Origin of the sequence: Longispora sp. NPDC051575, assembly GCF_040681875.1 — a bacterium.
Lineage (GTDB): Bacteria > Actinomycetota > Actinomycetes > Mycobacteriales > Micromonosporaceae > Longispora.
In genome coordinates this window covers 112,143-124,574 of sequence record NZ_JBFAZP010000012.1, presented here as the reverse complement: position 1 = coordinate 124,574, position 12,432 = coordinate 112,143, and the positions used below count along the sequence as shown (strand labels likewise).

Annotated in this window: 8 protein-coding genes; 6 read left to right on the top strand and 2 right to left on the bottom strand. The window is 75.0% G+C overall.

The genetic code is table 11. The annotated features are described in order from the left end of the window. Window positions 1-58: 58 nt before the first annotated feature. Complete coding sequence (locus AB0M43_RS33130; RefSeq protein WP_363730161.1) at window positions 59-1,297, bottom strand: glutamate-5-semialdehyde dehydrogenase; 1,239 nt, start codon at window positions 1,295-1,297, stop codon at window positions 59-61. A gap of 291 nt (window positions 1,298-1,588) precedes the next feature. On the opposite strand from AB0M43_RS33130, the gene proB reads away from it, so the two are divergent. The 3 genes from proB to AB0M43_RS33115 are packed head-to-tail and all read left to right on the top strand — an operon-like array spanning window position 1,589 to window position 3,207. Then, window positions 1,589-2,686: a glutamate 5-kinase gene (proB, locus tag AB0M43_RS33125; protein ID WP_363730158.1), complete on the top strand. Its 1,098-nt coding sequence runs from the start codon at window positions 1,589-1,591 to the stop codon at window positions 2,684-2,686. Between the two features lie 28 nt (window positions 2,687-2,714). Beyond that, a complete protein-coding gene (locus AB0M43_RS33120; protein ID WP_363730157.1) occupies window positions 2,715-2,891 on the top strand; it encodes a hypothetical protein in 177 nt (58 codons plus the stop codon). Between the two features lie 22 nt (window positions 2,892-2,913). Continuing rightward, window positions 2,914-3,207 carry an MGMT family protein gene (locus AB0M43_RS33115; RefSeq protein WP_363730154.1) on the top strand — a complete coding sequence of 98 codons (294 nt, stop codon included), beginning with the start codon at window positions 2,914-2,916 and terminating at the stop codon, window positions 3,205-3,207. Between the two features lie 117 nt (window positions 3,208-3,324). On the opposite strand, the gene AB0M43_RS33110 is transcribed toward AB0M43_RS33115, so the two are convergent. Next, window positions 3,325-4,701 (bottom strand): gamma-glutamyltransferase, encoded by a 1,377-nt coding sequence (locus tag AB0M43_RS33110; RefSeq protein ID WP_363730151.1) that lies wholly within the window; start codon window positions 4,699-4,701, stop codon window positions 3,325-3,327. Between the two features lie 106 nt (window positions 4,702-4,807). Here AB0M43_RS33110 and AB0M43_RS33105 point away from each other — a divergent pair, with 106 nt between their 5' ends. From AB0M43_RS33105 to AB0M43_RS33095, 3 genes are read left to right on the top strand one after another with little or no spacing between them, the layout of a single operon-like run. Further along, window positions 4,808-8,419 (top strand): PD-(D/E)XK nuclease family protein, encoded by a 3,612-nt coding sequence (locus AB0M43_RS33105; RefSeq protein ID WP_363730148.1) that lies wholly within the window; start codon window positions 4,808-4,810, stop codon window positions 8,417-8,419. Further along, the gene (locus tag AB0M43_RS33100) at window positions 8,359-11,481 is read left to right on the top strand and encodes a UvrD-helicase domain-containing protein (protein ID WP_363730146.1); all 3,123 of its coding nucleotides are present in this window, start codon (window positions 8,359-8,361) and stop codon (window positions 11,479-11,481) included. The genes AB0M43_RS33105 and AB0M43_RS33100 overlap by 61 nt, the downstream gene beginning before the upstream one ends. Beyond that, the gene (locus tag AB0M43_RS33095; protein ID WP_363730144.1) at window positions 11,478-12,407 is read left to right on the top strand and encodes a hypothetical protein; all 930 of its coding nucleotides are present in this window, start codon (window positions 11,478-11,480) and stop codon (window positions 12,405-12,407) included. The genes AB0M43_RS33100 and AB0M43_RS33095 overlap by 4 nt, the downstream gene beginning before the upstream one ends. Window positions 12,408-12,432: the final 25 nt, after the last annotated feature.

The window sequence follows — 12,432 nt, the reverse complement described above, 5'->3', positions numbered from 1 at the left end:
GGGGCCGTTCCGCTCGGTGTGAGCTCGGTGTGAGCCCACGCGGGGCCCGGGGGCGCGTCTAGCGCACGTGCCCCTCGCCCGTCACCACGTACTTCGTCGACGTCAGCTCCGGCAGCCCCATCGGCCCCCGGGCGTGCAGCTTCTGCGTCGAGATCCCGATCTCCGCCCCGAATCCGAACTCCTCGCCGTCCGTGAACCGGGTCGACGCGTTCACCAGCACCGCGGCGGCGTCCACCCGCGCAGTGAACGCCCGGGCCGCCGCCTGGGACCCGGTGACGATGGCCTCGGAGTGGCCGGTGCCGTACCTGCGGATGTGCCGCACGGCCTCGTCCAGCGACCCCACCACGGCGGCGGACAGATCCAGCGACAGGTACTCCGCCCCGAAGTCCTCCTCCGTCGCCGGCACCGCCCCGGCGAACACGGCCGGATCCGCGTGCACGGTCACCCCCGCCTCCCGGAGTGCCGGCAGCGCCTTCGCCAGGAACTCCTCCGCCACCGCCGCGTGCACCAGCAGCGACTCCGCCGCGTTGCACACGCTCGGCCGCTGGGTCTTCGCGTTCAGCAGGATCCGCAGCGCCATGTCCAGGTCCGCGTCGGCGTCCACGTAGATGTGGCAGTTGCCCACCCCGGTCTCGATCACCGGCACCGTGGAACCCTCCACGACCGTGCGGATCAGGTCCGCCCCGCCGCGCGGGATCAGCACGTCCACCAGGCCCCGGGCGCGCATCAGCTCGTGCACCGACTCCCGGGACTCCGCGTCCAGCAGCTGGATCGCGTCCGCCGGCAGGTTGCGCGCGGTCAGGGCGTCGCGCAGCACCTCGACCAGGGCGGCGTTCGACGACCGGGCCGAGGACGAACCGCGCAGCAGGGCCGCGTTGCCCGACTTCAGGCACAGGCCGGCCGCGTCCACGGTCACGTTCGGCCGGGCCTCGTAGATGATGCCGACGACGCCGAACGGCACCCGGACCTGGCGGAGTTCCAGCCCGTTCGGCAGGGTCGAGCCCCGGACCACCTCGCCCACCGGGTCGGGCAGGCCCGCGACCTGGCGCAGGCCGGCGGCGATCGCCTCGACCCGCGCGTCGGTGAGCGCCAGCCGGTCGATCAGCGCCTCGGAGAACCCGGCCGCGCGGCCCCGGGCCACGTCCTCGTCATTGGCTTTCAGGATCTCGGGGGTACGGGCCACCAGCGCGTCGGCCATCGCCACCAGCGCGGCGTCCTTGGCGGCCCGGGTCGTGACCGCCAGGGTGTCGGCCGCCCCACGGGCGTCGAGGGCGGCGGTACGCACGTCTTTTGCCATGCTCCGAGCCTAGTAGGTGGGGGCCGGGGGCCAGGCCGGGCGCGCACCGGGTCCACAGATCAGGACCAGATCCGACGGGTACCGGTCGGGAGGTGTCCCGGTCCAGGGTTCGCCGGCCCGACCGCACGCCCGACGTGTCGGCGGGGAGGCGCGGCCTGGAAGTGGCCGGCGGGGCGGCAGGGCCTGATGGGCGTCGGTGCGGAGGCCCGTGACGGGAAGTGGCTTGCGCGTCCGCGTGGCGTGACCGGCCCAGTGCGGGTCGTCACCTGCCGATCCACAAGAATGGGTGTCGTGCGTGAAACCGTGACCGGAGCCCGACGCGTCGTCGTCAAGATCGGATCGTCCTCGCTCACCACGGCAGCCGGTGGACTCGACCCGGCCCGGGTGGACGCGCTCGTCGACGTGCTCGCCGCGCGGCAGGCCGCCGGGGTCGAGGTCGTCCTCGTCTCCTCGGGTGCCATCGCCGCCGGCCTGGCCCCGCTCGGCTTCGCCCGCCGGCCACGCGACCTCGCCAGCCAGCAGGCCGCCGCCAGCGTCGGACAGGGCCTGCTGGTCAACCGCTACACCCAGTCCTTCGCCCGGTACGGCATCCGGGTCGGCCAGGTACTCCTCACCGTCGACGACTTGGTCCGCCGCGTGCACTACCGCAACGCGCACCAGACGCTGACCACCCTGCTCGGCCTCGGCGCGCTGCCCGTCGTCAACGAGAACGACACGGTCGCCACCGACGAGATCCGGTTCGGGGACAACGACCGGCTGGCGGCCCTGGTCGCGTCGCTCGTACACGCCGACCTGCTGGTGCTCCTGTCCGACGTGGACGCCCTGTACACCGGCCCGCCCGGACGGCCCGGGTCCGCCCGGATCTCCGACGTCCGGGGCCCCGAGGATCTCGCGGACATCTCCATCGGCGGCGCCGGCACCGCCGGGCTGGGCACCGGCGGCATGGTCACCAAGATCGAGGCGGCCCGGATCGCGACCACCTCGGGCATCCCCGTCGTCCTGACCGGCGCGCCGCACGCCGGGGCCGCGCTCGCCGGCGAGGAGGTCGGCACCCTGTTCCACCGCCTCGGCCGCCGCCCCACGTCCCGGCTGTTCTGGCTCGCGCACGCCACCACCCCGCACGGCCGCCTGCACCTGGACGCGGGCGCGGTCGCCGCCGTCGTGGACCGCCGGGCCTCGCTGCTGGCGGCGGGGGTGACGGCGGTGGACGGGACGTTCACGGCCGGCGAGCCGGTGGACCTGCTCGATCCGGCGGGGCGGGCCGTGGCCCGGGGCCTCGTCAACTACGACTCGATCGAGTTGCCGCCGCTGCTGGGCCGCTCGACCCGCGACCTCGACCCGGGCTACGACCGAGCCCTGATCCACCGCGACGACATCGCGCTCCTCTGAGCCGCAGCCGGTCGGGCACACTGCTGGAATGACGACCGGACCCGGCCCCGCCGATGCCGTGCCGACGGACCAGGAGTGGTTCTGGGCTGCTGAGTGGCAGGCCGGCGAGCGGGCCATCGAGGTGGGTCGGGGGCGCGGGGAGCGGGGGCTGATCCTCGACTCCGCCGAGGCGTTCCTGGAACACCTTGGCGCGCAACGTTCGTAGTACCCCGATTAGGCTTGTGGGTGTGGATGTTGTCGAGGCGGTTCTGGCTGTGGTGGAGACGATTCCCGAGGGCAAGGTGATGTCCTACGGGGCGATCGCCGACTATCTCGGGCTCGGCTCCGCGCGGATCGTCGGACAGGTGATGGCCGTGCACGGCGCGCCCGTCGCGTGGCACCGGGTGGTGGCCGCCAACGGTCGCCTGGTGCCGCACCACGAGCAGAAGCAGATGCAGCGGCTGATGGCCGAGGGCGTGCTGTTCCGCACGGACAAGGTGAACATGGCGCGGTACGCGTGGTATCCGGAGAGCGGGGGCTGACCCACCTGCCCGGGCAGCGTGGGGACACCGAGCCTGGTGCCGGCGAGCCCGGCCGATGTCCGGGAGCCGGCCGACCAGGCGGACCCGCGTCGCACCGCGTGTCCGGAGGCTCGGCGGCTAGAGGAGCATTCCCCGGCCGCCCCGGCGCGGATCCCCCGCCGCCGCCCCCCGCCCGGCCGCGCTCACCCCGCCGAAGTAGTGGTCGATGCTGTCCCACAGCCGGAGCTGGTATCCGGCGGCGGTCAGGGCGCGCAGGGCCTCGTCGGGCACCCCGGCCTCGGCGTGCAGGATGCCGGCCGCCGGGTGGATCCGGGGCCGGGCGATGGCGTCGGCGAGGTCGATGCCGTCCACCAGTACCCCGATGAGGGTGTGCACCAGGGCCGTCCGGATCCGGGAGGCGCCCGCCGAGCCGGCCGCCAGCACGAGACCGTCGGCGTCGGTGACGACCAGCGGGCACATCATGCTCGCCATCCGGCCGCCGGCGGGCAGGCCGGGGGTGAGGAGTTCGCCCTCGCCGAGCATCGAGTTGAGGTGCACGCCGAGCCCCGGCAGCCACACCCCCGAGCCGATCCCGAGGGTGGTGGTGACCACGCACGCGTTGCCGTCGGCGTCCACGACGGACACGTTGGTGGTGTTGCCGTTGGTGGGCGGGCCGGGCTCCTCCAGGGCGCGGGCGACGCTCACCGGGTCGGTGCCGGTCAGCGCGCCGAGGGTGGCGATGGTGCGGTTCAGGTCGTCGCGGGCCCGGACGGTGCGGCCGGCGAACGTGGCGGAGGCGACGGGGACCTCCAGGACCCGGTAGGAGGCCAGGTCGAGTTCCGTGAGCACCCCGCCGCCGGCCGCGACCAGGTCCACGATCAGTTTGCCGATCTGCCCGGTGTAGAACAGGGCCGGGCCCTCCTCGGCGAGCTGGGCCAGGGCCGTGGATAGGCCGGGGTGGTAGAGGGTCTCGCCGCCGGTCAGGAGCCGGCCGGAGGGGGCGTAGATGGCCGCGCCGTCGCCGGGGAGCATGGCCGGGGCGATGGAGATCAGGGACAGGGCCTGGGCGTGCGGGAGCGGCACGCCGGTGCGGGCGAGCTCGACGGCGGGGGCGACCACGTCGGCCCAGTCGAGGCGGCCGAACCGGCGGTGCAGTTCGCCGCAGCCGGCCGGCACCCCGGGGACGGCGACGCTGGACGCGCCGGCCGAGTAGGGGATGGGGACGCCGCCGAAGTTGACGCTGATCGGGCTCATCGGGGCGGGTTCGGCGTGCGCGCCCAGGCCGGGGACGGCGACGAAGAAGTCCAGGCAGGTGACCTCGCCGGTGGCCGCGTCGTAGTAGGTGCCGAAGCCGCCGCCGCCCAGGCCGGTGAGGATCGTCTCGCCGACGCAGCTGGCCAGGACCGCGGCGACCGCCGCGTCGGCAGCGCTCCCGCCGGCCGCGAGGATCAGCGCGCCGACCTCGGCGGTGGCGGGATGACCGGCGGCGACAGCGGCTCGATGAGAGGCTTCCACAGAGCGAGAGTAGTCGGTTTGTCGGAAAAAGTTGGCCTCGACGGGTTGGCGGGCCGCGTGGCCGCCCCTGCGTCCGGTCGGGGGCCGGCATGGTGGAATTGAGCCCGTGACCTATCGACTGGTGCGGCGACCTGCGGCAACGCATACCGCACCGGTCCTCGACCCCGCGCAGGCCGCCGTGGTCGCGCACCGGGGGCCGCTGCTGGTCGTGGGCGCGCCCGGCACGGGGAAGACCACCACGTTGCTGGCGGCCGTCGCGGCCCGGATCGCCGAGGGGGCCGAGCCCGATCGGGTACTCGTCTGGGCGTTCAACCGGCACGCCGCCACCGGCCTGCGCGACGGGGTCGCGGCGCGCAGCCCCGGCGTGACCGAACCCCTGGTCCGCACCCCGCACGGGTACGCGTTCTCCCTGCTCCGCCTCGCCGCCGCCCGCCGGGGCGACCCGACCCCGAAGCTGATCACCGGCCCCGAGCAGGACCTGATCATCCGGGAGCTGCTGCGCGGCGCGCTGGAGGACGGCCGGGACGACTGGCCGGCCGGGTTGCGTCCGGCGCTGCTGACCCGGGGCTTCGCGACGGAACTGCGGGACCTGCTGCTCCGGGCCGTCGAGCGCGGGGTGTCCTCGCGGCAGTTGGCCGACTGGGGTCGCGCGCACGGCCGGCCGGACTGGGTGTCGGCGGCGCGGTTCCTGGACGAGTACATCGACGTGCGGCTGTTGCGCGATCCCGGGGGGTACGACCCGGCGGAGCTGATCCGGTCCGCGATCGCCGAGCTGCGCGAGGACCCCGACCTGCTGGCGACCGAGCGCGCCCGGCTCCGGCACGTCTACGTCGACGACGCCCAGGACCTCGACCCCGCCCAGCTCCAGCTCCTGCACCTGGTCACCGACCGGCCGGTCGGGTTCGCCGACCCCGACTCGGTGACGTTCACGTTCCGGGGCGCCGACCCGGCCGGGTTGCGCGAGTTCGCCCCCGACACGGTCACCCTCGGCACCAACTGGCGGACCGGCGGCACCCTGCTGGACGCCACGCAGCGGGTCGGTCGGCGGCTGCGGGGCGCGGTGCGGCACCGGTTCGTCAGCGCGAAGGGCGTCGGCGGGTACGAGGTGGCGCTGCTGCACTCGGCGAGCGAGGAGGCCAGCTACGTCGCGTACCGGCTGCGGGCCGCGCACCTGCTGGACAAGGTGCCGTGGTCGCGGATGGCGGTCATCGTGCGCTCGACGGCCGCCGCGCTCGGGCCGCTGCGCCGGGCGATGACGATGGCCGGTGTGCCCGTCGAGACCGCCGCCGCGGATCTGCCGCTGCCCGCGCAGCCGGTGGTGCGCGCGCTGCTGACGCTGCTGGACTGCGCCGCGAATCCGGAGCGGCTGGACGAGGACACGGCGGTGGCGTTGCTGCACTCGCCGCTGGGCGGGGCGGATCCGCTGGCCGAGCGGCGCCTCCGCCAGGGCCTGGCCCTGCTGTCGGCCCGCCGCCCGGAACCGGCCCCGCACATCCCGGCCCCCCGGCGCGAGGTCGGATCACAGGCGACAACCGTCGACGGGTACGAGGACAGCTGGCCCGCCGAGGAACCGTCCGACGACTGGCCCGGGGGCGAGCCGGACGATGCCTGGCCCGGGGGCGAGCCGGACGGCGCGTGGCCCGGGGCTGACCCGGACGGGTCGCGGCCCGGGAGCGGGTCGGATCAGGGCGAGCCCGAGGCCGGGACCGGGAGCGTTGGCCCCGTGGTCGGGAACGGTGTCCGCCCCGGCATCCGGCACTGGCCGGACACCAGCCGAGGTGCCCGGCCCGCACCGGATCCGGCGTCCGACGCCTGGCCCGGAGACGAGCCGTGGCCCGGCGACGAGCCCTGGCCCGAGGAGGAGCCGGCCGACCAGTCCGAATCCGTGCCCGAGCCCGACCCTGAGTCCGGGGCCGAAGGCGGACGGGTGCCCGAGCCGATGCCCGTGCCGCAGTCGCTCGCCGAGCTGATCGAGGACCCGCCCGACGACGCGTGGGCCGCCCCCGCGCGCCGGCTCAACGCGCTGCTCACGGCGGCCCGCCAGGCGGGCGGCCCGCTCCCCGCGATCACGCCGCCCGCAGCGGTCGAACCGGCTGTCGCCGGAGCGCGGGCCGCCGAACGCGCTCCGGCGGGCCCTCGCGGTGCCGCATCCGATACGGCCGGGCCTGGTGATCCGGAACCGGGCGACGCGCGCGAGTCCCCGGCGCCGCCGGTCGTCGTACCCAATGCGGAGGAAGCTCTGTGGGCGGTGTGGAGTGCCTCGGGGCTCGCCGAGCGCTGGGAACGCGCCGCGCTCGGCGGGGGTGAACGCGGGGCGGCCGCCGACCGGGACCTCGACGCCGTGGTCGCGCTGTTCGAGGCCGCCGGCCGGTTCGTGGACCGGTTGCCGGGTGCCGGGGCGCACCTGTTCGTCGACCACGTGCTCGGCCAGGAACTGCCCGGCGACTCCCTCGCGCCGACCGCCGACCGGGGCGCCGCCGTGCGGGTGCTCACCGCGCACTCGGCCAAGGGCCTGGAGTGGGACGTGGTCGCGGTCGCCGGGGTCCAGGAGGGCGTCTGGCCCAACCTGAAGCCCCGTGGTTCCCTGCTCGGCTCGGAACTGCTGGTGGACGTGGTCGCCGACCGGGAGCCGAGCGTGGTGGCCCTGCTGGACGAGGAGCGCCGGCTGTTCTACGTCGCGGCGACCCGGGCCCGCAAGCTGCTGATCGCCACGGCCGTCGCGGGCAAGGAGGAGCAGCCGAGCCGGTTCCTGGACGAGCTGCGGGTCCGGTCGGAGCAGCCGGAGCAGGTGCCGGTCGAGTACACGCCGGTGCCGAGGGCCCTCACGCTGCCCGGTCTGGTGGCGGACCTGCGCCGCCGGCTGCCCGAGGAGGACGCGGCCCGCCAGCTCGCCGCGCTGGCCGACGCGGGCGTGCCCGGCGCGCACCCCGACGACTGGTGGGGGCTGCGGGACCTGTCCGACGCGCGGCCGATGGCGCTGCCCGGGGAGCGGGTCCGGGTGTCACCCTCTACTGTGGAGACCGCCCTGACCTGCGGGCTGCGCTGGCTGCTCAGCCGGCACGGCGGCGACGCGGTGAGCGCGGCCGGTTCGATCGGCACCCTGGTGCACTACGCGGCGGAACTGTCGGCGCGCGACGGGATCACCCGGGCGGAGATCTTCGACGAGGTACGCCGGCGGTTCGCCCAGATCGACACCGGCGCCAAGTGGTACTCGCGCCGGCAGTGGCAGGACGTCGAGGGCATGATCGACAAGCTGCTGAGCTGGACGGAGGGCCGCGCGCCCCGGCTGATCGGCGTCGAGCAGGCGTTCCGGATCGACTTCGGCGACGACGTGGAGCTGGTCGGCCGGGTCGACCGGCTGGAGCGCGACGACGACGGCCGGCTCGTGGTGTACGACTTCAAGACCGGGTCTGCCTCCGAGGACGCGGAGACGAGCAAGCAGCTGGCGACGTACCAGGCGGCGGTGGAGGCCGGCGCGTTCCCCGAGGGGGAGGTGTCGGGCGGCGCGGCCCTGGTCCGGCTGCGGTTGAAGAACGACCCGGAGCAGCGCCAGACCCCGCTGTCGGAGGCCGCCGACCCCGGCTGGGGCGCGGACCTGGTCACGGCGGCCGGCCGGGTGGTCGGCGGCGCGACGGTGCTCGCGATCGTGAACGAGAAGTGTCGACAGTGTCCGGTCCGGGTGTGCTGCCCGATGCACGTGAAGGGGGTGACGGAGTGAGGTTCACCCCGCAGGCGCTGGCCGACCTGCTCCGCCAGCCGCCCCCGACCGAGCAGCAGGCCGCGATCATCAGCGCGCCGCTGGAGCCGATGCTCGTGGTCGCAGGGGCCGGCTCGGGCAAGACGGAGACGATGGCCGCCCGGGTGCTGTGGCTGATCGCGAACGAGCTGGTCCGCCCCGAGCAGGTCCTCGGCCTGACCTTCACCCGGAAGGCGGCCGGCGAACTGGGGGTGCGGATCCGCCGCCGGCTGGGCCAGTTGGAGACCCGGCTCGGGCCGAGCGACATGTTCGCGGGCGAGCCGACGATCTCCACCTACGACGCGTACGCGGGGCGGATCCATGCCGAGCACGGGCTGCGCGGCGGCTACGAGCCGAGCACCCGGCTGATCACCGAGGCCGAGCGCTGGCGGTTCGCCGACGCGGTGGTCCGCGGGTACGACGGGGACATGTCCGCGATCGACAAGAGCCCGGGCGCGGTGACCGAGGCGGTGCTCCAGCTCGCCGGGGACCTGGCCGGGCAGTTGCGCACGCCCGAGGACCTGGGGGAGTTCCAGGCGGGGCTGGCCCCGTTGAAGGGGAAGACGGCCGAGGCGACCCAGCGGGCGCGCGCCCAGCTGGTGCCGCTGATCCGGGCGTACCAGGACCGGTTGGAGGCCGCCGAGGTGATGGCGTTCGGCGACCAGTTGAGCCGGTCGGCGCTGATCGCGCGGGACCATCCGGAGGTGCGGGCGGCGGAGCGGGCCCGGTACCGGGTGGTGCTGCTCGACGAGTACCAGGACACGAGTCACGGGCAGTTCGTGCTGCTCCAGGCGCTGTTCGGCGACGGGTACCCGGTGACGGCCGTCGGGGACCCGGCCCAGGCGATCTACGGCTGGCGGGGGGCCAGCGCGGGGAGCCTGGAGAGATTCTTGGACAGCTTCGGCGGTACCCGTCGGGAGTTGAGCGTCAGTTGGCGCAACCAGCCGGGCATCCTGACGGCGGCCAACGCGCTGTCGGCGGGGCTGGAGAGCAAGGCGGTGCTCCGGGCCGGGCGCCCCGACCACGGCCGGCCGGCGGTGCACTGCGCCCTGCACCTGACCGCCGACGACGAGGCCGCCTGGATCGCCGACCGCCTGGACCGTTCGCTGCGCAGCTACTGGGAGGCCGACGCGCAGCCGACCGCCGCCGTGCTGGTGCGGAAGCGGTCCCAGATGGCCCGGATCGAAGCGGCGCTGCGGGCCCGGGGGCTGCCGGTCGAGGTGGTCGGGCTGGGCGGGTTGCTCGACACCCCCGAGGTCGTGGAGGTGCTCAGCACGCTGCGGGTGTTGGCCGATCCGACGGCCGGCGGGGCGCTGCTGCGGCTGCTGACGGGGCCGCGGTGGCGGATCGGGCCGCGCGACGTCATGCGGTTGTACCGGTGGTCGCGGGACCTGGGGGAGGACTCGTCGATCATCGAGGCGTTGGACAGCCTGGCGGACACACCGGAACCGGAGTCTGATCCGGAGTCGGGGCCGGGGTCCGAGCCCGAGCCCGACCAGGCCGAGGCCGCCGAAGACCCCCGCGTCCCCGCCTTCTCCCAGGAAGGCCACCGCCGCCTCACCCGCTTCGCCCTCGAACTCCGCACCCTCCGCTCCCACCTCGACCGCGCCCTCCCCGACCTCGTCGCCGACGTCATCACCACCCTCGGCCTCGACGTCGAGGTGATCACCCGCCCGGCCACCGACGGCATGGTGCACCTGGCCGAGTTCGGCGACGTCGCGGCCCGGTTCGCCGCCGAGTCGAGGGGCACCGGGCTGGGCGCGTTCCTCAGCTACCTGGACGCGGCGGCCCGGGAGGAACGCGGCCTCGAACAGGGCCCGGCCCAGGTCGCGGACAACGCGGTGCAGCTGGTGACCGTGCACAGTGCCAAGGGTCTGGAATGGGACGTCGTCGCCGTCGCCGGGCTCAACGACGGGCTGTTCCCCGACCCGGCGGGCAAGGCCGACGCGTGGCTGCAGGGCCTGGGCGTGCTGCCGTTCCCGTTGCGCGGCGACGCGGCCGAGCTGCCGGCGTTCACCGGCACGATCCGGGACTTCGACGCGGCGTGGAAGGCGCACGGCGAGCGCGAGGAGCGCCGGCTCGCCTATGTGGCGGTGACCCGGGCCCGGGACCTGCTGCTGTGCTCCGGGTACCGCTGGTCGGACAACAAGCGGCCCAGCCAGCCGAGTCCGTTCCTGACCGAGGTCCGGGGGCACGCGCACACCGACGTCTGGGTCGACGACCCCGGCCCCGACAACCCGCTGCGCGCCGAGCGGGCCCACAAGCCCTGGCCGCACGACCCGTTGTCGGCCGAGCGCCGCCGGGCGCTGACGGCGGGCGCCGACCTGGTGACCTCCTTCCTGGGTACGCCGGGCGAGCTCTCCCCCGAGGTCACCCTCCTGCTCGCCGAACGCGACCGCACCGCCCACGACAGCGGCGCGGTGACCCTGCCCGACCGGCTCACGGTCTCCCAGCTGGTGACCCTGGCCAAGGATCCGGCGGAGCTGGCCCGCCGGTTGCGGCGCCCGCTGCCGGAGCGGCCGGCGACCCACGCGCGCCGGGGCACGGCGTTCCACACCTGGCTCGAACGGCGCAACGGGGCGGAGACACTGCTCGACCTGCACGAACTGCCCGGCGCGGCCGACGCGGACGCGGCACCGGACGCCGACTTCGCCGACCTGCGCGCGGCGTTCGAGGCCGGTTCGTGGGCCGACCGGGTCCCGTACCGGATAGAGGTGCCCTTCTCCACGCTCGTCGGGGGCGTGCTGCTCCGGGGCCGGATGGACGCGGTCTTCCGGGACGGGGACAGCTACGACGTCGTGGACTGGAAGACCGGCCGGCCACCGGCGGGGGAGGCGGCCCGGGCGGCGGCGGTCCAGCTGGCCGCGTACCGGCTGGCCTGGGCACAGTTGGCCGGCGTACCCCTCGAACGGGTCCGCGCGGCGTTCCACTACGTCCGCGACGACCGCACGGTCCGCCCCGTCGACCTCCTCGACGCCGACGGTCTGGCGGCGCTCGTGGCGGGCGTCCCCTTGCGTTCCGGTGGCACACTGGGGGAGTCATGACGACCAGTGAATCGCCGTGGGCCGACGGGGAAGGGGACATCGTCCTCCCGCCCTCGCCCACCGCAGCCAAGCCGCAGCCGGCTCACCCGCACCTCGGTGGCCTGGTCACCTCCGCGACCCGGCTGGAGGCCGCCGCGGCCCGCCGCTCGGGCCCGGCCCCGGCGGGCCCCCCGCCCCCGGATCCGAACAAGCGCCTGCTGCTGTGGTTCGGCGGCGGCGCGGCCCTCGTGCTGGTGCTGGGCATCGTGGTGGTGCTGGCGATGGTGCTCACCGGCAACGTGGACCCGCTGCGGCCGACGGCGGCCAACGGCCCCGACCGGCGCCCGCCCCTGGCGAAGCTGTGCCCGCCCCCGACGTCGTATCCGGAGCCCAGCTACGAGGCGCCCCCGGTGCCGGCGGGCCCGCGCACCGTGGACGAGAAGGCCGGGATCTCGTACAAGAAGTTCGGCGAGCCGTGGCAGCCCTGGTCGGACAGCTGGTCGGCGGGCACCCTGAAGGTGCAGTACCGGATCGGCCAGGACATCGTCACCGAGCGGTACTCGGAGGGCACCTACCACGCCTCGATCCTGTCCGGCTCGGTCCCGGCGACCGCCAACGACGGTACCCAGCTCGACCTGAAGTGCACGGGCCGCCAGGTGGCCGCCGACGCCCGCGTGTCGTACTACCCGCAGCCCAACACGATGGAGATGATCCGCGACGAGGCCGCCGTCCTGGGTGGCCGGCCCGCGTGGGTGAGCAAGTTCCGGTTGCGGTTCGACAACTCCCGCCGGGGCCTGACGGCCAAGGACGAGCTGGTCGCGATCGCCATGATCGATGTGGGCCGCCCCGAGGCCGCCGTGCTGTACGTGTCGATCCCGGGCACCCACCGGCAGTTCGACTCCGTCGTGGACGAGGTGCTCGACTCGGTCAGGTTCGCCGGCCGCTGAAGCCCCTGGCAGGACCGGAGGTGGC